A 24,373-nucleotide genomic window follows, 5' to 3' on the forward strand; every position below is an offset into this window, starting at 1 on the left:
AACATGTCACTTTCATCCGCACCGCCATGCGCACCTTCTGCTTGAGCATGCGCCGCCGTGCGCTCGATACAGAGCGATCGATTCACCGATGAATCACATATGAACCACCGGTGAATCACCACCGATAGAAAAGTCGGTCAGCCGGATCACTGTGCCCAAAAGGCCGGTTCCGGCCATCAAGGAGCTCGACCACATCGTGATAGACCTGCGGATCCTTCTCGTAGACAACTATGACTCCTACACGTGGAACCTCTTCCAGCTGATATGGAAGGTGGCAGGCGTGCCTCCGGTCGTCGTGCGCAACGACGAGGCGACGGCGGACGAACTGCTGCGACAGGACTTCACCCACGTCGTCATCTCCCCTGGCCCGGGTACCGCGGCCAGGGAAGAGGACTTCGGGCTCTGCCGGGCCCTGCTGGAACAGGCCGCGGTGCCCGTCCTCGGCGTGTGTCTCGGCCACCAGGGCCTGGCCCTCGCCTTCGGGGGCGAGGTCGGGCACGCGCCGGAGATCGTGCACGGCCAGACCAGCGCGATCACCCACACCGGGACCGGTGTCTTCGCCGGGATCCCGCAGGGCTTCCGCGCGGTGCGCTACCACTCCCTCACCGTCGCCGAACCGCTGCCGGAGGACCTCGTCGCGACGGCCTGGTCCGAGGGCGGCCTCCTGATGGGCCTTCAGCACCGCGAACGACCCCTGCACGGGGTGCAGTTCCACCCCGAGTCGGTGGACAGCGAGTACGGCGAGCAGATCATCGCCAACTTCCTGGGCATCGCGCCCACCCTCCGCTGGAGCGAGCTGGAGGTGGAGCTGAGCGCCGAGGACCTGTTCCTGCGCGCCTTCGCCGACAGCCCGTACGGCTTCTGGCTCGACAGCTCGCGGGCGGCGTACGGGATGGGCCGCTACAGCTACCTGGGCGCCTGCGCCGGAGACGGTCTGGAGGTGCTCCGGGCGTACGCGGGGGCCGATGTCGTCGAACGCGAGACCCACGAGACCGTGGAGCGCGTCCGCGGCACCGTCTTCGAGCACCTGCGGTCCGGTCTCGCGGCCACGCCCGTGCCGCTCGGCGCGTCGCCCGTACCCTTCGCCGGCGGCTACCTCGGCTATCTCGGCTACGGCGTCAAGGGAAGCGTCGGCATCGGCCGGGCGGGCAGCGGTGAGCGGCCCGACGCCGAGCTGCTGCGGGTCGACCGCTTCGCGGCCTACGACCACGAGACCGACCGGCGCTACCTGATCACGGTGGGCCTCGGCGCCGAGGAGCACGACGCCTGGTGCGAGGAGGTGCGCACGCTGGCGCGCCGCCCCCTGGTGCCCCGGCCCCGGCGGGAGAGCGCACCGGCCGTGCTGGAACCCGGCGTCGACCGGGAGACGTACCTGCGGCACTTCGACACCGTGCAGCAGTGGCTGCGTGACGGCGAGTCGTACGAGGCCTGCTACACCTACCAGATCAGCGGCACCAGCGAGGCCGACCCGCTGGACACCTACCTGCGGCTGCGGGCGACCAACCCGGCGCCCTACGCGGCGTACGTCCGCCTCGGCGAGCGCTCGCTGCTGAGCTCCTCGCCGGAACGCTTCATCACGGTGGCCGGCAACGGCGAGGTCGAGGCCAAGCCGATCAAGGGCACCGCTCCCCGGCATGCCGACCCGGTGGCCGACGAGGCCGCCCGCGCGGCGCTGGAGACGGACCCCAAGATCCGCAGCGAGAACCTGATGATCGCGGACCTGCTCCGCAACGACCTCGGCCAGGTCTGCGACAACGGCACGGTGCACGTGCCCAAGCTGATGGCCGCGGAGTCGTACGCCACCGTGCACCAGCTCGTCACCACGGTGCGCGGGAAGCTGCGCCCCGACCGCGACGCGGTCGACTGCGTGGAGGCGCTCTTCCCCGGCGGGTCGATGACCGGTGCGCCGAAGAAGCGGACGGTGGAGCTCCTTGACGACCTGGAGCCGGAGGAGCGCGGGGTGTACTCCGGCAGCCTCGGCTACTTCGGTTTCGACGGGGCGGCGGACCAGTCCATCGTCATCCGCACCATCGTCTGGGAGGGCAACCGCGTGCGCATCGGCGTGGGCGGGGCACTGATCGTGCTCTCGGACGGCGAGGAGGAGTTCCAGGAGACGCGGCTCAAGGCCCGCGCGCTGCTGCGGGTCCTCGGCGTCGAGGAGCTGCGCGAGGCCACATCGGGAACGGTTGCGAGGTACCAGGGATGAGCACGGTGGAATTCGAGACGGGTCCGGCCGGGCAGCACGAGGCGCAGGCGGTGGCCGAGGCGGTCACCGCCCTCCTGCGGGAGCTGCGCGGGGACCCCGAGCACACGATCCCGGGGCTCGGCGCGGCCGTGGCCGAGGCCATCGCCGGCAAGGACGGCTCCGGTGTGCTGGTCGCGCGGGACGGGGAGGGTCGCGTGGTCGGCGTACTGGGATACACCACCCAGACCGCTCTGCGGCTCGCCGCCCCGTACCGCCACGTCCAGGAGCTGTGGGTGGAACCGGCGCTGCGGTCCCGGGGCGTCGCGGCTCTGCTGCTGGACGAACTGGACGCGCTGTGCGCCCTCGACGGCGTCCGGCGGGTCGAAGTCTGCCTGCCCGCCGAGCAGTTCCCCTCGTTCCCGCGGACGCTGGCGTTCTACGAGCGCTCCGGTTTCCGCGCCATAGGCCCGCGCGTGATCAAGGATCTGTCATGACCCTGCATGTGGTGGTACCGGAGGAGTCCGAGGCCCTGCCGTTCACGGTCGAGCCGTCCGGCGTCCAGGTGGCCAGCAAGGAGGTTCCCGAGCGGATCCACCAGATCCTGGCCGGACTGCGGGACGGCGGCGCGGTCCTCGCCGCGCTCGGCGCGGACAGCCTGAGCCGCGCGGAGCGCCTCGTCGGCGCCGTGCACGACAAGGCCCTGCTGGAGCACCTCCGCCACGGGGTGCCCGAGGGCGGGGAGTCGGTGCTCGACAGCGCGTTCTCGGCGCCCGGCCTGGAGCAGGAGACGCCCGTCACCCGCGGGGTCTGGCCCGCCGCTCTGGGTGCGGCGGCCGCCGCGGTCCGGGCGGCCGAGCTGACGGCCCGCCGGGGCGAGAACAGCTACGCGCTCGTACGGCCCCCGGGCCACCACGCGGGCCCCGGCTGGTACGGCGGGTACTGCTTCCTCAACAACGCCGTCGTCGCCGCCCGGACGCTGCGGGAGGAGGGCGTGGCCCGCGTCGGCATCCTCGACGTCGACTACCACCTGGGCAACGGCACGCTCGCCTGCGTGCGGGACGATCCCACGCTGCCGTTCGCCTCGGTGCACTCCAGCGATCCGAAGGACTTCCCGTACACCTTCGAGCCGGCGCCCGGTCTCTTCGGAGCGGAGTCCGATCCGGGCCCGGAGGGATTCCTGGCGCTCGTCCGGGACGCCGTGTCCCATCTGCGCCGGGAGAACGCCGAGGCGCTGGTGGTCTCGGTCGGCTACGACGTGCTCGCCAACGACCCGCACGGCTCCTGGACCCTCGCGCCCGAGGTGTTCGGGCCCGTCGCCGCGCTCGTGGCCGAGCAGCGGCTGCCCACCGTCTTCGTCCAGGAGGGCGGATACGGACTCCCGTCCCTGCGCGGCGCGGCCCGCGCCCTGGCATTGGAGGCCTCGCGATGAACACGACCCCCGAAGAGATCCTCCGGCCGTTCCGGGAGCGGCTGGAGGTACTGGACCAGCAGCTCGCGGAGCTCGTCGCGGCGCGCCTGGCGATCTGCTGCGAAGTGGCCGAGGTCAAGCGGGCCCACGGCATCGCGATGATGCAGCCGCAGCGGGTCACCGCGGTCCGCGAGGCGTACGCGGCCCGCGGCGAGCGGCTGAACCTCTCCCCCGACTTCATGCGCTCCCTGGCGACCCTGCTCATCGACGAGGCGTGCCGCCTGGAGGACGAGATCATCGACGGTCCCGTGGCGTCGGCGACCGTGGAGGTACGACGATGACCCTGACGTTCACCACCCTCGGACCCGAGGGAAGCTGCCACGAGAACGCCGTGGAGCACTACTTCAAATTCCAGGGCATCGAGGGCGAGGCCAAGACCGACCTCACCATCGACCTGCACGACGGTCTGGAGCGCGTGCGCCGCGGCGAGAGCGACTACCTGGTGCAGTGCAGCGCGCACCCCGAGGTGCACCTGCTCACCGAGCGGTACTTCAACGAGGTCAAGGTGGTGGACACCTTCGTGTACCCCACCAAGGAACTGGTGCTGCTCAGCCGGACCGACGTGGAGCGGCCGAGGTCCCTGGGGCTGGTGCCGGCGACCGCCGGCTACGTCGACGTGTCGCAGTGGGAGGAGGTCGTCCGCGAGCCGTCCAAGCCCGTGGTCGGCGCCAACCTGCTGGCCGGGGCCTACGACTCCGGCCTCACCCACCTGGAGTACCTGGAGCAGTCGAACGGGGCGCTGCGCCTCGACCGCTACATCGGTGCGGTCACCACCACCTGGGTCGTCTACGGACGCCGCGCCCGGTTCTCCGGTGAAGTGATCGGCACCAAGTGCCGCGAGTACCTGTTGGGAGAGGGCGAATGACCGGGACCGCATCCCCGGCGAGGAAGATCCTCGTCTGTGACACCACGCTGCGCGACGGCGAGCAGACCTGCGGAGTGGCCTTCCAGGTCGAGGAGAAGGTGAAGATCGCCCGCCTTCTCGACGAGATGGGCGTCGACTGCATCGACGCGGGCTTCCCCGCTTCCTCTCAGGCCGATCAGGACGCCGTGCGCGGTATCGCCGCCCTGGGCCTGCGCGCCCGCGTGGTGGCGTTCTGCCGGCCGAACCGCACCGAGATCGACCTGGCCAAGGCGTGCGGCGCCAACGCCATCTACACCTTCGTGCCGACCTCCGACGTGCACATGCGGGTCAAGTTCGGCGGTAAGGACAGCGCGGTCCGCGAGCGGCTGAAGCGGGAGATGGCCGACGGCATCGCGTACGCCAAGGGCCTCGGCATGTTCGTCGGCTGCGGCTCCGAGGACGCCACCAGGACCCCGTACGACTACCTGGAGGAGGTCCTCGTCCTCGCCCAGGAGAGCGGCGCGGACCTGGTGGGTGTCGCGGACACCGTCGGCTCCACCACCCCCGACGACTTCCGCACCCTGATCTCGAGGCTGCGCTCGCGGATCAGTGTGCTGCTCTCGCTCCACTGCCACAACGACTTCGGTCTCGCCACGGCCAATACGGTCGCCGGCATCCTCGGCGGCGCGGACGAGGTCCAGTGCACCGTCAACGGCCTCGGCGAGCGGGCGGGCAACGCCTCCCTGGAGGAGGTGACGGTGGCCCTGACCCAGCTGTACGGCTTCGAGACGAACGTCGACCTGTCCCGGCTCAAGCCCATGTCGGAGCTCATCGCCGGCCTGTCCGGCATCGAGGTCAGCCCGATGAAGCCGATCGTCGGCGGCAACGCCTTCTCGCACGAGTCGGGCCTGCACGTGTCCTCGGTGATGAAGGACTCCACCGCCTACGAGCCGCTGCGGCCCGAACTGGTCGGCCACACCCGGCGGATCGTCATGGGCAAGCACTCCGGCAAGGGGATCATCGCCCACGTCCTGGACGCCCACGGGCTCGCGTACGACGACGAGGTCCTCGGCGCGGTCCTGCGCGAGGTCAAGGAGGCCTCCGTACTGACGAAGTCCAGCGTCACCGAGGCCCAGGTGATCGGGATCTACCACAAGCGAACGGCCCTGGCGGTATGAGCGCGGAGCACGACACCTCCGCCTGGTTCGAGGACCAGGCGTTCTGGAACGACTTCTACCCGCACCTGTTCTCCGCGGAGCGCGCCGCGCAGGCGGTGCGGATCGTGGAGCGGTCCCCGCTGTTCCGCTTCCCGTCCGGTGCCCGTGTCCTCGACCTGTGCTGCGGGCCGGGCCTGTTCACCGTGCCGCTCGCCCGCGCCGGCCACGCGGTCACCGGTGTGGACCTCAGCGCGGCGATGCTGGAGCGCGCCCTGGCGAACTGCCGGGACGCGGACGTCGAGGCCCGGTTCGTCGAGGCGGACATGCTCGGCTTCACCGAACCGGGGGCGTTCGACGTCATCGTCAACATGTTCACCTCCTTCGGGTACCACGACCGGCACGAGGACAACGTCCAGGTGCTGCGCAACGCCCACACCAGCCTCGCGCCGGGCGGGACCCTGCTCGTCGACGTCGTCGGCAAGGAGATCCTGGCGCGGCTCGACGAACGGGTCTCCCTCTCCGAGCAGGACGGAAAGCTGCTCGTCCAGCGCGACACCGTCCTCGACGACTGGACCCGGCTGCGCAGCGACTGGTACTCCATCGACGGCCCGCACGCGGCCAGAGGGTCCATGACCCTCCACCTCTACAGCGCCGCCGAACTGCGGGACATGCTGCGGTCCGCCGGCTTCGGCGACGTGCGGTTCCACGGGGACTACGACGGCGGGCCCTACGACCACCGGGCCGAGCGCCTCGTCGCCGTCGCCACGAAGGGCGTGGACCGTGGGGACTGAGGTCGTCGTCGTACGGTCGGCGTCCGCCGTCGACCGTGAGGAGTGGGACGCGCTCGTCCCCGCGCCGCAGGTGTACCTCTCCTACGACTGGCTGCGCGCGGTCGAGGAGTGCTTCGGCTTCGAGCTGGTCCTCTTCCTGCTGCGCGACGGCGGGCGCACCGTGGCCGGGGTGCAGGGCCTGCTGGTCCGGGACCCGGACGCGTTCCCGTACCACGATCCGACGGGCGCGCTCTTCGGCGACTACGAGATGGACCACCTGCGGCAGGCCCTGGACCGGGACCGGTCGCGGGAGGAGTCGGCCGAGGCCGCCGCGCTGCTCGCCGCCGTCGTGCGCACGGAGGCCGCCCACACGCGGGCGGCCGGCTATCCGGCGCTCGTGATGACCAGTCCGTACGGGTACGCGAGCGACGTCCTCACCCTGCCCGGGGTCGACCGGCAGGGTGCGATCGGCGAACTCCTCGTCGCCGTGGACGACTTCTGCCGGGCCGAGGAGATCCCCTCGCAGTCCTTCCTGTGGCAGTCCGGCGCGGACGGGGACCTGCACCGCGCCCTCGCCGGCCACGGCTACCTGGAGTTCCTCTCGGATCTGGAGTACGACCTCGACACCGGGTCCCACGCCTCCCTGGAGGAGTACCTGAACAGCCTGGAGCGCAAGCGCCGTACGGTCGCCCGCTCCGAGATCCGCAAGTTCGCGGAGGGCGGGATGCGGGTCGAGCAGATCGCGGACCCGGACCCGGCGGTGATCGCCCGCTGCGCCGAGCTCTCCGAGGGACAGCAGAAGAAGTACGGCCTGCCGGTCGACCGGGCCGCGATGGAGCGGCTGTTCACCACGCTCCTCGGGGCGCCCGGGCTGGGCGCCGCGCTGTACGTGGTGCGGCGCCGGGACGCGCAGGGCTCCGACATCGGGGGTTTCCTGCTGTGTCTGGAGGCCGGGGGCGTGCTGCACCCCAAGTTCCTCGGCTTCGACAGCACCGCCGTCGGGGCCACCTACGCCTACTTCAACCTCGTCTTCTACCACCTCGTCGAACGGGCCGTGGCGGGCGGCGCCCGCCGCATCGCGTACGGCATGGGTTCGGCGGACGCGAAGCGGCTGCGCGGCTGCCGTTCCGCACCCGTGCGCGGCTGGATCCGGTTCTCCTCGCCGGCCGCGCACCGGCGGATCGAGCCGTACGTCACCGTCTTCGACTGCCTCAAGAAACAGCTTCTCGGTAACCAGGATGGACGCGTTCTGCGATGACTCTCGTACGACAGCTCTTCGAGCACAAACTCGGCCGTCCCGTCAGCACCGGCGAGGTCGTGGACCTGCCCTTCGACCTGTGCTGGGGCAGCGAGATGACCGTCAAGTGGGCCCTGGACATCCTGCGCGACTCCGGCTTCGACGACGATTACATCGCCGCGGGCCTCGCGGCGCAGCGGGAGAGGACCGCCTTCGTCTTCGACCACGTCGTCCCGACGCACACCGCCTCCATGGCCTCGATCCTCGTCGAGCTGCGGCGGTTCGCCCGGCAGCACGGCATCAAGGTGTTCGACGTCGGCTACGACGGCGGCATCCAGCACAAGATCCTCATCGAGCAGGGTCTGATCCGCCCCGGCGACGTCGCGGTCGGCGCGGACTCGCACAGCTGCACCGCGGGCGCGATCGGCTCGCTCGCCACCGGCATCGGCTCCACGGACCTGGCCATGGCCCTGGTCCGGGGCAGCTGCTGGATGCGGGTGCCCGAGGCGACGCTGGTGCGCTTCCAGGGGAGCTTGCGTCCGCACGTGCAGGGCAAGGACGTGGCGCTGTACCTGTGCGGGCTGATCGGGGTGCACGGCGCGGTCTACCGCAGCCTGGAGTTCGGCGGCCCCGGCCTCGCCTCCCTGGCGATCACCGACCGGCTGTCGCTGAGCAACATGGCGGTGGAGATGGGCGCCAAGTACGGCCTGTTCCCCACGGACCAGGTGCTCGCCGACTACCTCGGCGACGAGGTCGGCTACCCCGCCTTCACCATCGACGAGGACGACGCCGAGTACGTCGAGGTGATCGACGTCGATCTGAACCTGATCGAGCCCACCGTCGCGCTGCCGTTCTCCCCGGACAACGCCATCGGCACGCACCAGCTGCAGCACCTCCTGCGCCACTGGGAGGAGTACGAGGGCCGCGAGGACCTGATGACGGGTGTGGCGCCGCTGGCCCGCACCGCCAACGCGAACGGTGAGATCCCGGTCGACCAGGTCTTCATCGGCTCCTGCACCAACGGGCACCTGGAGGACCTGCGGGTCGTCGCGGAGGTGCTGCGGGGCAAGCGCGTCAAGGACGGCGTACGGACCATCGTCATCCCCGCCTCCCAGCAGGCCTACCGGGCGGCGATGAAGGAGGGCCTGATCGACGTCCTGCTGGAGGCGGGCTGCTACGTGGAGTCCTCCAGCTGCGGGCCGTGCATCGGCATCAAGTCCGGTGTGCTCGGCAAGGGGGAGGTCGCGGTCTTCACCTCCAACCGCAACTTCCGCGGCCGCTGCGGCGACGTCGACGCCAGTGTCGTCCTGGCCAGCCCCGCCATCGCGGCGCGGGCAGCGCTGACCGGGGTACTCGCCCCCATCGGCGACCGGAGCGACTACTACGCCGACGAGGCCGCGGTGCGCGGCGGCATCGACGAGCTGTTCGCGCTCCACTCGGCGCGCGAGGGCAGGGCCCCGCTGACCGGTGCGGCGGCCGGGCTCCCCGTACCGGCCCAGGGCTCCGGCGGCGCGAACGACACCGGAAGGGCCGGCACCGCAAGCGCCGGCGCCAGCGCCGGCGCCGGAAGCCTCGCCTGGGTCTTCGGCGACCACATCAACACCGATGTGATCCTTCCCGGCGTGTTCTGCCAGATCCCCGACCCGGCCGAGTACAAGAAGCACATCATGGCCCACGCGGGCAACCAGCCGTTCCTCGACCACTACGCGAAGACCGGGCACGACCTGAGCGGCTCGGTGATCGTCGGCGGCATGAACTTCGGCTGCGGCTCCTCCCGCGAGAACGCCCCGATGGGCATCAAGGCCTCCGGCGCGCCCTTCGTCGTCGCGCACAGCTTCGCCCGGATCTTCTTCCGCAACGCCCTCAACATCGGCCTGCGGCTGGTCGAGGTCGGCGACTTCGCCTACGAGATCCAGGAGGGAGACCGGCTGGTGGTCGACGACGAGCGCGGCGAGCTGGTCAACGTGACCCGGGGGACCTCCGCGCCGATCACCCCGCCCTCCGACTTCGAGCGCGAGCTGCTCACCGCGGGCGGCCTCGTGGCCTACGCCGGTGCGCAGGTGCGGGCGGAGGCGTCGGCCTGATGGGATCCGTCGCGGTCATCCCGGGAGACGGCATCGGTCCCGAGGTCATGGCCGAGGTGCTGAAGGTGCACGCGGTGGTCGAGGAGACCTTCGCCACCGGCCTCAAGACCGAGGTGCTGCCCTACAGCGCCGACTACTTCCTGGAACACGGGGATGTGGAGATCGACATCCAGGCGATCGGCAGCGGCTACCGTGCGGTGCTGCTCGGCGCGCTCGGCGATCCCCGCATCCCCGACAACCGGCACGCCAAGCAGATCATCGGCGGGCTGCGCCAGCAGCTCGAACTGAGCGTCAACCTGCGCCCGGTGCGCCTGCGCACCCTGGCGCACTGCCCCCTCAAGCACGTGAGCTCCGTGACGGACGTGGACCTCGTCATCGTGCGGGAGAACACGGAGGACGTGTACGTCGGTGTCGGCGGCACGGTACGGGGCGGCCGCCCCGGCCACGTCGCCATGGAGGTCGGCGTCCACACCCGGTGGGCCGTGGACCGGGCGCTCACGGCCGCCTTCGAGCTCGCCCGCTCCCGCCCGCGCCGCAGGCTCACCCTGGTGGACAAGAGCAACGCCATGCCGAGCGCCGGCCCGCTGTGGCAGAGCCGGTTCCGCGCCGTCGCCGCGTCCTACCCGGACGTGGACTGCGACCACCTGTACGTCGACGCCGCCGCCATGGAGCTGATCCGCGACCCGGCCCGGTTCGACGTGGTGGTGGCCGGCAACCTCTTCGGGGACATCCTCAGCGACGAGGCCTCCATGCTCGCCGGCGGGCTGGGAGTCGCGCCCTCGGCGAGCTACGACCCCGAGGACACCGCGTTCTTCGGCGTCTTCGAGGCGGTGCACGGCAGTGCGCCGGACATCGTGGGCACCGGGCGCGCCAATCCCCTCGCCTCGGTGATGAGTTACTCCCTGATGCTGGACCGGATGGGGCTGCGCCAGGCGCACGCCGCCGTGGAACGCGCCGTCGACCAGGTGCTGTGCGGCGACCTGCTGACGCCCGACCTGGGCGGCACCGCACGCACCGACGAGGTGGGCGACCTGATATGCCGGGCGATCGCCCGGCGCGACAAGGACTGAGAAATGAACCGACCAGCGAAGCTCATGTGGTGGCAGGGAAGTGTGGTCCCCGCCGGGGACACCGCGCTGACCCTCGCCAACCACAGCCTCCACTACGGGCTCTGTGTCTTCGAGGGCATCTCCGCTTTCCCCTCGGAGGACGGCGGCCACCACGTCTTCCGGCTGGAGGAGCACATGACCCGGTTCGCCGAGTCGTGCCGTCTGGTGGGGACGACGCTCGCCCAGTCCCCCGCCGAACTGGCCGCCGCCTGCCACGAGACGCTGACCGCCAACGGGCTGCGCCGGGCCTACCTGCGCCCCATCGCCTTCCTGGGCGACGGGGTGCTCGGCCTGGCCACGCCCGGCGCCGAGGCCCAGGTGGCCGTCCTGGCCTTCGACGTATCGGCCTTCGACGAGGTGATCCGCGCGCAGCGGCCCCGCCTGACCCTGTCCTCGGTCGCCCGGCTCAGTCCGCACGCCTTCCCGACCAAGGCGAAGGTGTCCGCCGGCTACCTCAACTCCAGGATCGCCTGGATGGACGCCCAGCGGCGCGGCTACGACGACGCGCTGCTGCTGGACGACACCGGCTTCGTCGCCGAGTGCACCGTGCAGAACGTCTTCGGGGTACGCGGCCGCACCCTCCTGGTGCCCGACTCCGCGGCCGCCCTCGACGGGATCACCGTGGCCTCCGTCATCGAGATCGCCGGCGATCTCGGGTACGAGGTGGACCGGAGCCCGCTGACCGCCGCGGACCTGGCGGCCTGCGACGCGCTGTGCGTGGCGAGCACCGCCGGCGGGGTGCGCCCAGTCCGGTGCGTGGACGGGACCGAGTTCGACACGGACAACCCCGTGGTCGCCGAGATCGTACGGAGCTACCAGCGGGCGGAGCTCGGTCGGCTCCCGGGGTACGCGAAGTGGGTGTCGGTCTGATGCGCGACGCACCCGTGGTGGACCTGTACGACACCCTTCCCGAGGAGGTGCGCGGGAAGGTCGCCGCGCTCGGCAGGGACCACTGGCGCCGGGCCCACGCCGGAGTGCCGCGCCTGGCGGACTCCTGGTGCCCGACCCGGCCCCTCATGCTGGGCGCCGACGCGTACGAGCTCGTCGGCGCGGTCGCGGACCGCGCGGCGGGTCTGGTGCTCGACGCGTGCCTGCGCCGGGTGAGCACGGCCGGCGGGCTGCTCGACGCCCTGTCCATGCCCCGGGAGCAGTTCCCGCTCCTGGATCCGGCCGAGCCGCTCACCGCACGGCTGCTGACCTCCCTGCGCGCCGACGTGATGGTCGAGCGCGGCGTCCCCAAGGTCGTCGAGCTCAACATCGACGGGGCGATCGGCGGAGCCATCGAGGCGGACCTCATCGCCGCGCAGTTCCAGGAGGTCTACGCCGGCCCCGCCGGCGCCGGACCGGGCTCCTCGGCGGGTCTGCTGCGCACCCCGCCCTCCGCGGTCGACGCGTTCTTCGCCGAGCTGGTCGCCTTCCTCGGCCTGGCCGGGGGCACGTGCCTGCTCGTCCCCGTCTTCCACGAGGACGGCCTGGACTCGCTGGCCGACCTGGACGACTTCATCTCCTTCCTCGCGCCCATGGGGGAACGGGGCGAGGCGTACGGCATCACCGTCGTCGGGTATCCGCTGGACGAGCTGACCCTCGACGACCGGCAGCGGCTGCGCGCCGGCGAGCAGATCGCGCACGGGGTGTTCCGGCTCTTCATGCCCGTCGAGCAGGCGGGTCCCGGTCTCGACGCCCTGGGACAGGCCCTGAAGGCGGGCACGGCCGGGATGTACACCCCGGAGGCCACCAGCCCCGTCAGCGACAAGCGGGTGCTGGCCTGGATCTGGGAGGACCTCGCGCTGCTCGATCCGGCCGATCAGGACTTCGTACGCCGGCACATCCCGCACACCACCATGGCCCGGGCCGACGCCCTCGGCGAGGACCGGACCTCCCTGGTGCTCAAGCCCGGCGACGGCTACGGCGGCGCCGGGGTGACCATGGGCCGCTCGGTGACCGAGGAGGAGTGGCGGGAGCTGCTCCTGAAGGCCGCCGAGAAGGAGGACCACATCCTCCAGCGGGTGGTGGACGCCGACCTCGTCACCTTCGAGTTCGCGCACGACACGACCGGCGAGATCCGCAGCGCCGCCGTCCCCTGCGTACTGGGGCCGATGATGTACGGCCGCCGGCTCTCGGGCGTCTACGTCCGGCACGCCACCCCCAAGCCGGGTGAACTCATCAACACGCATCAGGGCGCTGCCTCCAACAGCGTGCTGATCGTGGAGAGTCCGACGGTCGGGCCGTGAGCGGCGACGGCACCCGCGCGCCCACTCTGCTGGACCCCCTGCGGCAGCGGAACTTCCGCTGCCTGGCGGGGGGGCGCATGGCCACGTACTTCGCCAACGCGATGGCGCCGATCGTGCTCTCGTTCGCGGTGCTCGACCTGACCGGCTCCCTGATCGACCTGGGGATCGTCGTCGGGGCGCGGTCGGTGGCCAATGTGGCCCTGCTGCTGTTCGGCGGCGTGATCGCCGACCGGCTGCCGCGCAGGCTGGTCCTCCAGGGGTCGAGCGTGGCCGCGGGGCTGGCCCAGGCCGTGATCGCCGCGAGCGTGCTGCTCGGCTTCGCCTCCATCCCGGTCCTGGTCGTCATCAGCGTCATCAACGGCATGGTGTCCGCGGTGTCCCTGCCGGCGGCGGCCGCGCTGGTGCCGCAGACCGTCCCGTCCGGGATGATCCGGCCGGCCAACGCGTTCGTCCGGATGGCCGTCAACGCGGGCATGGTCCTCGGGGCCTCGACCGGCGGCATCGTCGTCGGCTTCGCGGGCCCGGGCTGGGGCATCGCGGTGAACGCGGCGGTGTTCCTGGTGGCGGGGCTGTGCTTCGCGGGGATCCGGGTGGCGAAGGCCCCGTCGGCGGCGGGGGGTCCGGCCCGCCCGCTGGCCGAACTGCGCGAGGGCTGGTCGGAGTTCACCTCCCGCACCTGGGTGTGGGTGGTGGTGCTCCAGTTCCTGGTCATCAACGCGGTCGTCGCCGGCGGGCTGCAGGTCCTCGGGCCCACCATCGCCGACCAGTCCTTCGGGCGGACGACCTGGGGACTGCTGCTCGCCGCGCAGACGGCGGGCGCTTTCGCGGGCGGCGTCATCGCGGCCCGTACCCAGCCCCGGCACGCCCTGCGGATCGGTGCGGCCGTCGGCGCCTTCGAGGCGGTGCCGCTGCTCGCCCTCGCGACCACCTCGCACACCGCCCTGCTGCTGGTGGCGATGTTCATCAACGGGATCGCCCTCGAACAGCTCGCGGTCGCCTGGGACGTGTCGCTCCAGGAGAACATTCCTCCCGAGCGACTGGCCCGCGTCTACTCCTACGACGCGCTCGGCTCCTTCATCGCCATCCCGATCGGCGAGGTGGCCGCCGGCCCGATCGCGCTGCACGTGGGCATCGACACCACACTGGTGGCCGGCGCCGTACTCGTCGTCACGGCCACCGGCCTGGCCCTGTGCAGCGCCAGCGTGCGCGGCCTGACCATCAAACCCGCCGCACCCCGCCTGCCGGCCGGGAAGCCGGCCACATGACACCCACCACCACAGCACCATTCGCGAGAACAGCACCGCACACAGGGGGAACACGATGCCGCACGGCATATCTCTTATCGACAAACCGGGCTGGTCCGGAGGCGCGCCCTACCCGGCCGAGGCCCTGGAACACATCGCCGCGCTGCCGGCGTCCCAGCAGCCCGACTGGGCCGGTCACCCGGCGCTCGGCGCGGCGGTCGGGGAGCTGCGCGCCGCGCCGGGGCTCGTCGGAGCCCGTGACATCGGCAGGTTCGGCCTCCTCGTCGCCGAGGCCGCACAGGGCACCGTGAGCGTCCTGCAGGCCGGGGACTGCGCCGAGGACCCGGCCGACAGCACCCCCGGGGCCGTGCGCGACAAGGTCCGCATGCTCGACGTCCTCGCCTCGGCCCTCTCAGAGATCACCGGCAAGCCGACGGTACGGGTCGGCCGCATGGCCGGACAGTACGCCAAGCCGCGCTCGCGCACGACGGAGCGCCACGGGGACCGGGAACTCCCCGTCTTCCGGGGCCACATGGTGAACCGGCCGGAGCCGGACGCGGCGGCCCGCGCACACGACCCGCGCCGCCTCACGGACTGCTACCGCGCCGCCCAGGCCGTGCACGCGGCGCTGCGGACGGACACCGGATGGGACTTCACCACCACCTGGACCAGCCACGAGGCCCTCGTCCTCGACTACGAACTCCCGCTGGTGCGCGGGGACGGGGCGGGGCGGGCGTTCCTCTCCTCCACCCACTGGCCCTGGATCGGCGAGCGCACCCGCTCCACCGGCGGAGCCCACGTACGCCTGCTCTCCTCGCTGCACAATCCGGTCGCGTGCAAGGTCGGGCCGACGATGACCCCGGCGGAGCTGGTCGAACTGTGCGGGCTGCTCGATCCTGACCGGCAGCCCGGCCGGCTCACCCTGATCGCCCGTCAGGGCGCCGGGGCGGTGGGGCGGAACCTTCCCGCCCTCGTCGACGCCGTACGGCGGGCGGGGCATCCCGTGGTCTGGATGTGCGATCCGATGCACGGCAACACCGTCACCACCCCGGGCGGCCGCAAGACCCGCCTCGTCGAGGAGATCGTCCGGGAGGTCCGGGGCTTCCAGCACGCCGTGGAATCCTCCCGCGGGACCGCCGGCGGGCTGCACCTGGAGGCCACCCCCGACGAGGTGCTGGAGTGCGTCACCGACAGCGGCGGCCTGACCGGTCTCGAAGGCCGGACCACACCGCTGTGCGATCCCCGGCTGAACCTGGACCAGGCGCTCGAAGTGGTGTCCGCCTGGCGCGGCTGAGACACAGAGCCGGTCGACGCACCGGTCGGACGCACCGGTCGGCGCACCGGTCGACGCACCGGTCAGCGCTCCGGCACCACGACGGCGGCGAGGAGCAGCCCCCCGGTGGCCGACCAGCGCCCCTCGAAGAGGGTGAGGGCGGACGCCCCCCGTTCGGTGACCTCAGCACGGAAGGTCCCGGCCGACCAGTCGAAGGCGACCGACGCGTCCCCGAAGCCCAGCCGACGACGTGTCATCGGGAACCACGCCTTGTACACGGCCTCCTTCGCGCAGAACAACAGCCGGTCCCAGTGCACCTGGGGGCACACGGCGGCGAGGGCGGACAGCCGCTCCCGCTCCTCGGGGCGGGCGACGGCACCCAGGACCCGCCCGGGCAGCGCCTCATGGGGCTCGGCGTCGATCCCCACGGCCCGTACCTCCGCACTGCGCGCCACCACCGCCGCCCGGTACCCGGCACTGTGCGTCATGCTCCCGACCACCCCGCGCGGCCAGGCCGGCGCCCCGCGCTCGCCGGGCAGCACCGCTACGGGCGGTTCGCCGAGCTCGGCCAGGGCCCGCCGGGCGCAGTGCCGGACCGTGGCGAACTCCCGCCGCCGCCCTTCGTGGCGGGCCGCCCCGAGGGCCGCCAACTCCTCGGGGTACAGGGTGGATTCGGGTACGTCGGCAAAGCTTTCGGCGCACACCACAGTGGTCGGCAGGATCATTTCGAGCACCTCGGGACCCTAACGACCGGAACGGTTCTTCCGCCATTTCTGCCCATCCGTCCGACTGCTAGCGTGAGTCGGGACCAGCACGTGCACGCGAACGAAACGCAGAAGTTCGTTCACCGAGGGGGATGTCCGCTATGACCAGCGGTATTGATGACGTGTCGACCGCCATGGGTGTGACCGCGACGGGCTCGGCGAAGCGGCCGCCGGGTCTGCGCCTGCCCGCGGTGGTCCAGACCCTGCTGTTCGCCCAGTACCGGCACCGGCTGTTTCCGCTGCTCCGCCGCAAGCACGGGGACATCTTCACCCTCCGGCTCACCACTCCGACCCGCCATCTGGTGATCCTCACCAAGCAGGAGGACATCAAGACCGTCTTCGGCGGTCCGGTGGACGTCCTGCACGCGGGCGAGGGCAACGCGATCATGGGACCGGCTCTCGGTGACCACTCGGTGCTCCTCACCGACGAGGGCGAGCACCGCAGGTCCCGGCGGCTGCTGATGCCCGCCTTCACCGGCGCCGCGCTGGCCGGCTACCAGGAGATGGTCGGCGAACTGACCAGGGCGGAGGTGGAGAGCTGGCCCGAGGAGACCGTCTTCAGCTCCCACGAGAGGATGCAGGCCCTGACCCTGGAGGTGATTCTCCAGGTGGTGTTCGGGGTGACCGACGAAGCCAGGCTGAAGCGGATGCGCCCGCTCGTGCGCGGCATCGCGGACATCGGCCCGGTCACCCTGCTGGGGCTCCCCTACCCGCTGCTGCGGCGCTTCGGGCCGTGGCGCCACCACGTCAACCTCCAGCGGGGGCTGGACGAGCTGCTGTACGCGGAGATCACCGACCGGCGCCGCGCCGCCGACCTGCACAGCCGGACCGACGTGCTGTCACGCCTGCTCCAGGCGGCGGAGAAGGAGGAGGGCGGCGGCTTCAGCGACGCGGAACTGCGCGACCAGCTCATCACGCTGCTCCTCGCCGGGCACGAGACCACGGCCACGGGTCTGGCCTGGGCCCTGCACGAGCTGGTCCGCGAGCCCGAGCAGCTGCGCCGGGCGCAGCGGGCCGCGGACGAGGGCGACGACGCCTATCTCACGGCCGTGGCCAAGGAGGCGCTGCGGCTCAAGCCCGTGGTGTACGAGGTGGCCAGGCAGCTGACGAAGCCGCTCACGGTCGGCGGCTACCGGCTGCCCGCCGGAGCCACGGTGATGCCGGCCATCGGGATGGTGCAGTCGGACCCGGAGTACCACCACCAGCCGGACGAGTTCCGTCCCGAGCGCTTCCTCGACGGCCAGCCGCCGGCCAACACCTGGATACCGTTCGGCGGTGGGGCCCGCCGCTGCATCGGTGCCGGTTTCGCGCTGCTGGAGGCGACGGTGGCGCTGCGCGAGGTGCTCGTACGGTACGAGATCCGGCCCGACCGGCCCGCCCCGGAGGAGCAGAAGGCCCACCACGTCACGCTGATCCCCTCCCGGGGTGCGCGTCTGGTGGTGAGCCGGCGGCGCTGACGCCGCCGGGGCGACGGAGACGACCGAGGCCGCGGCTGCCCCGTACGGGGCGGCCGCGGCCTCGGTCGTTGGTGTCAGCGACAGTGACAGTGCCAGTTCAGCGGGCGAGTTCCGCCAAGACCGGCAGCCGCCCCGTGAGGTACCGCTCCCGGCACAGGGCGCGCTGGACCTTGCCGGAGGAGGTGCGCGGTATCGCGCCCTTGTCCAGGGCCACCACCTTGTCGGGGGCGTGGCCGAGGTGCTCGCGCAGCCGCTTCATCACCAGGTGCGCCAGCTCCGCGTGGTTCTCGAAGCCCTTCGCGGTCTCGAAGGCCACGATCATCCGCTCCGTGTCCGGCACCGCGAACGCCGCGCACACGGGCCGTACGCCGTCCACCTTGGCGGCGACGTGCTCGTAGTCCTCGGGGTACAGGTTGCGGCCCGAGACGATGATCATGTCCTTGACGCGGCCGCAGACCACCAGGCCTCCGTCCTGCGTCCGGTAGCCGAGGTCGCCGGTGCGCAGCCAGCCGTCGCGCAGGACGGCCGCGGTCGCCTCGGGGTCCTCCCAGTAGCCCTGCATCAGGGAGGGGCTGTTCACGCAGATCTCGCCGACCTGCCGCTCGCCCTGCGGCGTGCCGTCCTCGTCCCTGATCTCGATCCGGACTCCGGGAACCGGGGGGCCGCAGACCGCCAGCGCGCGGGCGTCGGGGGCGTCGGCGGGCACCGGGCGGGCGACCGCGCCCGCCTGCAGGCCCTCCCGGGACACGTGGTCCCAGACCAGCGGCCGGGTGGCCTCGCCCATGGCGACGGCCAGGGTCGCCTCGGCCAGCCCGTACATCGGGGTCATCGCCTGCGGCCGGAGCCCGTAGGCGGCGCCGGCCTCCACGAACTGTTCGAGGGTGGCGGCGCGGATCGGCTCCGCGCCGTCCCCGCACACCTCCAGGGCGGACAGGTCCAGTGCGCGCGGGCGCAGCCGCATGCCCTGCGCGGCGAGTCCGTAGGCGAAGTTCGGAGCGACCGTACTGGTGGCCTTGAACCGGGACAGGGCGTCGACCCAGGAGTCCGGCCGGGCCAGGAAGTCCTCCGGCGGCTGCAGCACCAGCTTGATCCGGTAGGCCATGCCGGAGAGCACGGAGATCAGGCCCATGTCGTGGTAGAGCGGCAGCCAGCTCACGTGCACGCTGCGGTCCCGCTCCAGCTCCAGCCGCTCACAGCAGACGGCGGCGTTGGTGAGCATCTGCCGGTGGGTGAGGGCGACCGCCCGGGGCAGACCGGTGGTGCCCGAGGTGAACTGCAGGTACGCGAGGTCCTCGGGTCGGGTCTGGACCGGCCCGCTGATCTCCTCGCGTTCCGCGGCCAGTTCACCGCAGGTCAGCACGGGCCGGTCGCCGGTGATGCGGCCGGTCACGAAGTCACCGAAGGCATCGGCGACGACCACGCAGCGCGCGTCCACGTGGTCGAGCCGGCGGTTGATCTCGGCGACGAATTCCGGCAGGTCCGACAGCCGGTGCGGCAGCGGCAGGATGACGGGCACGGCGCCCGCCCGCCAGACACCGAACAGGCTGAGCAGGAAGCCCGGCGAGGTGGAGGAGACGATGGCGACGCGGTCTCCCTTGACCACGCCCGCCCTGGCCAGCCCGCCGGCCACCCGCCGGGCGCCGGCGGCCAGCAGCGCGTACGGCAGCGGGGTCTGGTCGAGCTGCCGGTTCACCACGGTGATGCCGCGCGCGGTGGTCGCGGCGAGCTCCAGCACCTCGGGCACGGTCACCGCGCCGAACATCTCCTCGGGACGCGGATGGTCCATGATCTTCTCTTCCCCGTTCATGCGGCGCTCCGCGCCAGCGTGTGCAGTTCTTCGATGAAGCGGTCGGCCAGGGCCCGGATGGTCGTTTCCGTGTGCAGGTTGGCGCTGTACGTCCACACCAGCCGCAGGGTGCCGTCCGAGACCATCGCCATCAGGTCGAGCGTCCTGGTGCGGTGGCCGAGGTCGCTGCGGTGGTGGCCGAACGAGTCGACCACCGGGCGGGCGTCGCCGGTGAAGTACTCGCTGACGTCGCCCCAGTAGTTGAACCCGATCTCCGGTACCGGAACCTCGGCCATCCGGGCCCGGACCGCGGGGTCGGGGTGCAGGTACCGCAGCAGGCCGTAGCCGACTCCGTGGTGGGGCATCTTCCGCACCTGTTCGCGCACCGAGGCGAGGTCGCCCGGGCGCAGGGCCAGCGGCGACAGGGTGGAGAACCGGGCGACCGTGCGGGAGATGTCCAGCGAGCCGAAGGCCCGCTGGCGGCCGTGCCCCTCCACCTCGACGAGCAGTTCCGGCTGGCCCGTCCAGTCGGTCACGGTCCGGGCCAGCGCGGTCAGCAGGACCTCGCGGATCTCGGCACCCTGCCGGCGCGGCAGCCCGGTCACCACCGCGGCGGCGGTTTCGCCGGTCACTTCGGTGAAGTGGCGGACGGCGGAGGCCTGCGTGTTGGCGCCGAGGCGGTGGTCGACGGGCAGCGGTGCGGGCGGGAGATCGGCGAGCCTGCTCCAGTACGGGAGTTCGGCCTCGACCTCCTGGCTCGCCGCATGGGCGTGGAGCTGCGCCGCGGCCTGCGGCAGCGAGGCCGTCTTGGGCGGCAGGACCGGTGCGTCGCCCCGCTCGATGGCGAAGTAGGCGGTGCGCAGGTCCTCGTAGAACACCCTGGAGGAGTAGTAGTCCATGACCAGCCAGTGGGCGCTGACGAGGAGCCGGGGGCCCCGCCGCGGGCCGAGGTCGAACTGGGTGAGCTGGACGGTCATGCCCTCGGCCAGGTCGAGCCGGCCGTTGCGGAGCGCGACGTACCGGGCGATCTCCGCCTCGACGTCGGCGTCGGCGACCTCGCCGAGGTCGACCTCCGTGACCCTGGACCCGTCCAACGGCCGCACGCCGGGAAGTTCCGCGTACGGGCCCTGCTCGTCGGTGCGGAACCTGGCGCGCAGTCCGTCGTGGTGGGCCAGCACGGTGGCGAGGGCCTCCCGCAGCGCCTGCGGTTCCAGCCGCCGGTCCAGTTCGAAGACCGGCCACATGCCGTTCCAGTGGTCGGCCGCGGCGAAGTCCTGCTCGAAGAACCAGAGCTGGCTCGGCGACAGGCCGGCCCGCCCGGTGATCTCCGTCTGGTCCGCCGCGGCCGCCGGCCGGTCCGTCGCGAGTTCGGCCTGCCCGGCGACGGTCGGATGGGCGAAGAAGTCCGCGAGGCTGAGGTGGAGGCATTGTTCGGCGGCCTTGGCCACGACGCGTACGCCCAGGAGGGAATCCCCGCCGAGCGCGTAGAAGTTGTCGTGGCGGCCGATCCTCCGCACCGGGAGTACGGAGGCCCAGGCGCGGGCCAGGGTCTCCTCCGCCGGGGTCGCGGGCGGCTCGTCTCCCGGTGCGGTGGCCTCCGGCACCGGCAGCGCGCGCCGGTCGAGCTTTCCGTTGGCGCTCATCGGCAGCCGGTCCAGGGTCACGACGACCGAGGGGACCATGTACGAGGGGAGCTTGGCGGCGAGGTGCGTGCGCAGCTCGTCGTCCGCGAAGGCGGCGCCGGTCTCGGGTACGGCGTAGGCGATCAGCCGCCGGGCGTCCTGGGCCACGACGACCGCCGTCCGCACCCCCGGGTGGCCGCTGAGCACGGCCTCGATCTCGCCCAGCTCGATCCGGTGGCCGCCGATCTTGACCTGGAAGTCGTCCCGGCCGAGGAGTTCGAGGGTGCCGTCGGGCCGGTAGCGGCCGAGGTCGCCCGTCCGGTAGAGGCGCTCGCCGGTGACCGGGTGGACGACGAACTGCGCCGCGGTGCGCTCGGGGTCGCGCCAGTACCCCTGGGCCACTCCCACGCCCCCGATGTGAAGGTCACCGGTGACGTGGTCCGGCTTGTCGGTGAGATCGGCGTCCAGGACATGGAAGGTCTGATTCCGCAAGGGGGTGCCGTACGGAATGCTGTGCCACGAGGGATCGATGCGGTCGATCGGGTGCCAGATCGACCAGATCGCCGCCTCGGTCGCGCCGCCGAGGCTGATCAGCTCCGGCGCGCCGGGGGCGATGGCCCGGACCCGGCCGGGCAGGGTCAGCGGGATCCAGTCGCCGCTGAGCAGAGCCGTCCGCAGCGATCGCGGGAACGCGGCGTCCTGCTGCTCGCAGTGCTCCACCAGCAGCTCGAGCAACGGAGGGACGGTGTTCCACAGAGTCACCCGGTGCTCGTCCGCCAGCGCGGCCCAGCGGCCGGGGTCGCGGTCCTCGCCGGGCGCGGGCAGCACCAGCGCTCCACCGGCTCCGAGCACGCCGAAGACGTCGTACACGGACAGGTCGAAGCTCAGCGAGGACAGGGCGAGGACCCGGTCCTCGCGGCCGACGGCGAAGCGGGTGCTGATGTCGTCGACCGTGTTCACCGCGGCACGATGACTGATCATCACGCCCTTGGGGCGGCCGGTCGATCCCGAGGTGAAGATGACGTACGCGAGGTCGTCGGGGCCGGTGTCCGGCGCCGGGGCCGGTCCGTCCGGCACGTCCTGCCAGGGCTGGGTGTCCACGACCAGGGCGGTGACGCCCGCCGGGACGTACGCTCCGGGCTGGGTGAGGGCCACCGTCACCTCGCCCGCCCCGATCAGCTGGTCGACGCGCTCCCGCGGCAGGCCCGCGTCCACCGGCAGGTAGGCCGCGCCGGAGCGGAGCACTCCCAGTACGGCGGGGACCTGCTGCCATCCCTTGTGCATGAGGACGGCGACCAGCGTGTTGGGCGCCACGCCCAGCGCGCGCAGCCGGTGGGCGATCTGGTCGGCGCGGCGGTCGAGTTCGCCGTAGGTGAGCGTGCCGTCGGCCGTGATCACGGCCGGCGCGCCGGGGTGCGCGGCGGCTTGCCGGCCGACGGCGGCGTGCAGGAGCTCGTCCGGCAGCGGGCCGGCGGTGTCGTTCACAGCGGCGCGCACGGCGAGCTGCTTCGACGGCGGGGTGACCGGGGAGGGCGTCTCCTGCTCCGCGATGCGCTCGACCAGGTCGAGGTAGGCGGCGAACATGTCGTCGAGCACGCCCTCGGGGAACATCTCCTCCACGGCGTCCCAGCTGATCAGCAGGTCGCTGCCGCGGGCCACGACCTGGTTGTCCAGGTAGACCTGCGGCGTCTGCGAGAGGGCGTACGCGGTCTCGAAGACCATGCCTTCGAGGGAGCCGAGGCTGTCCTGCTCGCGCAGGAGGCTGGTGAAGACGACTGGCATCCGCGCCTGCGTGCCGTCGCCGCGGCGGCCCAGCTCGCGCTGCACCTCGACACCGCTGAACCGGGCGTGGGCCAGGTCCTGGCGCAGCTGCGTCTGGATCCGGCCCGCGGCCGTCGCCAGGTCCCGGGCGCCGCCGAGATCGCACTCCAGCAGGATCGTGCTGGTGAAGTCGCCGATCAGCCGGTCGATGTCGGCGTGCCAGGCCGGGCGGTCGGCGAGCGTGAGATTGAGGGTGAACCGGGACGTGCGGCTCCAGGTGCGCAGCACCTGCGCGTACGCGGCGCACAGCAGCACGGAGGGGGTGACGCCCAGGGCGTTCGCGCGGTCCCTGATCTGCCGCCACACCCGGCCGGGCACGCGGCGCTCGCGGCGCACGAAGGCGGGGGCCTGGGCGTCGGCGACGCTCCGGACGGGCAGCTCGGGAGCCGGCGGCAGCGCATCGGCGCGGTCGGTCCAGTAGGCGCGGGCCAGCTCGTAGCCGGGCTGCGTACGGTGTGCGGCTACGGCTTCGAGGTAGTCGCGGAAGGTCGGCTCGGGGGCCGGGCCGAGGGATTCGGGGTCGAGGACGAGGCGTATCCACTCGGCCAGCAGCACCTGGATGCTGCCGGCGTCGACGAACAGCAGGTCGATGCTGATGTGGAGGCGCAGCCGGCCGGCTTCCAGCTGGTGGCTGCGGATGTCGTACAGGGGCCAGGTGTGCGGGTCGAAGACCTGGGCGGCCATCTCCTCGCGTGTCTCCTCCAGGCGACATCGGCGGTCGGCCTCCGGGAGCCCGCTCAGGTCGCCGTGGCGCAGGGGGTAGTACGGCACCTCGCGCGCCACCTGCTGGCGGCCGTCGGGCAGCAGGGCCGCCCGCAGCATGCCGTGGCGGCCGATCAGGGTGTTGAACGCCTCCTCGACGCGTTCGCGGTCCGCCGCGAACAGATCCACTTCGACGTAGAAGTGGGCGGAGCGCCCGCCGAGGTCGAATCCCCGGCTGCCCAGCCAGTACGCCTGCTGGACGTCGGTCAGGTCGAAGGGCTCGTGGTCGCGCTCGGGTGCCGGAACCAGCTGCGGGACCGACCCGCCGTCCGTACCATGGTTGAGCAGCGCCTCCGCGAGCGTTTCGAGCGTGCAGTGGCCGAAGAACATCTCCAGCGGAAGGTCGACGGTGCACGCGGTGTCGATCGCGGACTTGAACCGTACGGCGTCCAAGGAGTCGAGGAACAAAGGCTCCTGCGGATCGACCCAGCGGTCGTAGTCGCTGTTGACCCCCGCCAGCAGGTCTCGGATCTGGTGCAGGCGCCCGTCCTGGTCGGGAGTGGGCGCAGCGGATATCTCGGACATCAATCCCCCGTATCAACCAGCCAGTCATGCTGGT

General features: G+C 72.0%; 18 protein-coding genes. 15 read left to right on the plus strand and 3 right to left on the minus strand.

Annotated elements, in window-relative coordinates; translation table 11 throughout:
* Positions 1 to 151: 151 nt before the first annotated feature.
* The 14 genes from ACZ4TV_RS27970 to ACZ4TV_RS28035 are packed head-to-tail and all read left to right on the plus strand — an operon-like array spanning position 152 to position 15,623.
* Positions 152 to 2,206: a chorismate-binding protein gene (locus tag ACZ4TV_RS27970; protein WP_468137787.1), complete on the plus strand. Its 2,055-nt coding sequence runs from the start codon at positions 152 to 154 to the stop codon at positions 2,204 to 2,206.
* On the plus strand, positions 2,203 to 2,679 hold the full coding sequence (locus ACZ4TV_RS27975; protein ID WP_468137788.1) for a GNAT family N-acetyltransferase: 477 nt from the start codon (positions 2,203 to 2,205) through the stop codon (positions 2,677 to 2,679). The genes ACZ4TV_RS27970 and ACZ4TV_RS27975 overlap by 4 nt, the downstream gene beginning before the upstream one ends.
* Positions 2,676 to 3,614 (plus strand): arginase family protein, encoded by a 939-nt coding sequence (locus ACZ4TV_RS27980; RefSeq protein ID WP_468137789.1) that lies wholly within the window; start codon positions 2,676 to 2,678, stop codon positions 3,612 to 3,614. The genes ACZ4TV_RS27975 and ACZ4TV_RS27980 overlap by 4 nt, the downstream gene beginning before the upstream one ends.
* On the plus strand, positions 3,611 to 3,934 hold the full coding sequence (locus ACZ4TV_RS27985; protein ID WP_468137790.1) for a chorismate mutase: 324 nt from the start codon (positions 3,611 to 3,613) through the stop codon (positions 3,932 to 3,934). The genes ACZ4TV_RS27980 and ACZ4TV_RS27985 overlap by 4 nt, the downstream gene beginning before the upstream one ends.
* The gene (locus tag ACZ4TV_RS27990; protein WP_468137791.1) at positions 3,931 to 4,518 is read left to right on the plus strand and encodes a hypothetical protein; all 588 of its coding nucleotides are present in this window, start codon (positions 3,931 to 3,933) and stop codon (positions 4,516 to 4,518) included. Before ACZ4TV_RS27985 ends, ACZ4TV_RS27990 begins: the two co-directional genes overlap by 4 nt.
* Positions 4,515 to 5,675, plus strand: coding sequence for a LeuA family protein (locus ACZ4TV_RS27995; protein ID WP_468137792.1), 1,161 nt, complete (start codon positions 4,515 to 4,517; stop codon positions 5,673 to 5,675). The genes ACZ4TV_RS27990 and ACZ4TV_RS27995 overlap by 4 nt, the downstream gene beginning before the upstream one ends.
* Positions 5,672 to 6,445: a class I SAM-dependent methyltransferase gene (locus ACZ4TV_RS28000; RefSeq protein WP_468137794.1), complete on the plus strand. Its 774-nt coding sequence runs from the start codon at positions 5,672 to 5,674 to the stop codon at positions 6,443 to 6,445. The genes ACZ4TV_RS27995 and ACZ4TV_RS28000 overlap by 4 nt, the downstream gene beginning before the upstream one ends.
* A complete protein-coding gene (locus tag ACZ4TV_RS28005; protein WP_468137796.1) occupies positions 6,435 to 7,682 on the plus strand; it encodes a GNAT family N-acetyltransferase in 1,248 nt (415 codons plus the stop codon). The genes ACZ4TV_RS28000 and ACZ4TV_RS28005 overlap by 11 nt, the downstream gene beginning before the upstream one ends.
* Entirely contained in the window at positions 7,679 to 9,745 is a 2,067-nt protein-coding gene (locus ACZ4TV_RS28010) for a LeuD/DmdB family oxidoreductase small subunit (protein ID WP_468137797.1), read from the plus strand. The genes ACZ4TV_RS28005 and ACZ4TV_RS28010 overlap by 4 nt, the downstream gene beginning before the upstream one ends.
* Positions 9,745 to 10,815: an isocitrate/isopropylmalate dehydrogenase family protein gene (locus tag ACZ4TV_RS28015; RefSeq protein ID WP_468137799.1), complete on the plus strand. Its 1,071-nt coding sequence runs from the start codon at positions 9,745 to 9,747 to the stop codon at positions 10,813 to 10,815. Before ACZ4TV_RS28010 ends, ACZ4TV_RS28015 begins: the two co-directional genes overlap by 1 nt.
* A gap of 3 nt (positions 10,816 to 10,818) precedes the next feature.
* A complete protein-coding gene (locus tag ACZ4TV_RS28020; RefSeq protein WP_468137800.1) occupies positions 10,819 to 11,724 on the plus strand; it encodes an aminotransferase class IV in 906 nt (301 codons plus the stop codon).
* A complete protein-coding gene (locus tag ACZ4TV_RS28025; RefSeq protein WP_468137801.1) occupies positions 11,724 to 13,085 on the plus strand; it encodes a hypothetical protein in 1,362 nt (453 codons plus the stop codon). The genes ACZ4TV_RS28020 and ACZ4TV_RS28025 overlap by 1 nt, the downstream gene beginning before the upstream one ends.
* The gene (locus ACZ4TV_RS28030) at positions 13,082 to 14,350 is read left to right on the plus strand and encodes an MFS transporter (protein ID WP_468137802.1); all 1,269 of its coding nucleotides are present in this window, start codon (positions 13,082 to 13,084) and stop codon (positions 14,348 to 14,350) included. Before ACZ4TV_RS28025 ends, ACZ4TV_RS28030 begins: the two co-directional genes overlap by 4 nt.
* A gap of 55 nt (positions 14,351 to 14,405) precedes the next feature.
* Positions 14,406 to 15,623 carry a 3-deoxy-7-phosphoheptulonate synthase gene (locus tag ACZ4TV_RS28035; protein ID WP_468137803.1) on the plus strand — a complete coding sequence of 406 codons (1,218 nt, stop codon included), beginning with the start codon at positions 14,406 to 14,408 and terminating at the stop codon, positions 15,621 to 15,623.
* A 62-nt stretch (positions 15,624 to 15,685) separates the two neighbouring features.
* Here the strand turns inward: ACZ4TV_RS28035 and ACZ4TV_RS28040 are convergent, their stop codons facing one another.
* Positions 15,686 to 16,327, minus strand: coding sequence for a 4'-phosphopantetheinyl transferase family protein (locus ACZ4TV_RS28040; RefSeq protein ID WP_468137858.1), 642 nt, complete (start codon positions 16,325 to 16,327; stop codon positions 15,686 to 15,688).
* Positions 16,328 to 16,467: 140 nt separating this feature from the next.
* Here ACZ4TV_RS28040 and ACZ4TV_RS28045 point away from each other — a divergent pair, with 140 nt between their 5' ends.
* A complete protein-coding gene (locus ACZ4TV_RS28045; protein ID WP_468137804.1) occupies positions 16,468 to 17,823 on the plus strand; it encodes a cytochrome P450 in 1,356 nt (451 codons plus the stop codon).
* 97 nt (positions 17,824 to 17,920) lie between these two features.
* On the opposite strand, the gene ACZ4TV_RS28050 is transcribed toward ACZ4TV_RS28045, so the two are convergent.
* Together ACZ4TV_RS28050 and ACZ4TV_RS28055 are read right to left on the minus strand one after the other, a co-directional pair.
* On the minus strand, positions 17,921 to 19,630 hold the full coding sequence (locus tag ACZ4TV_RS28050) for an AMP-binding protein (RefSeq protein ID WP_468137805.1): 1,710 nt from the start codon (positions 19,628 to 19,630) through the stop codon (positions 17,921 to 17,923).
* Positions 19,627 to 24,339: an amino acid adenylation domain-containing protein gene (locus tag ACZ4TV_RS28055; RefSeq protein ID WP_468137807.1), complete on the minus strand. Its 4,713-nt coding sequence runs from the start codon at positions 24,337 to 24,339 to the stop codon at positions 19,627 to 19,629. Before ACZ4TV_RS28055 ends, ACZ4TV_RS28050 begins: the two co-directional genes overlap by 4 nt.
* Between the last annotated feature and the right edge of the window lie 34 nt (positions 24,340 to 24,373).

The organism is Streptomyces sp. NPDC028910 (assembly GCF_055564955.1).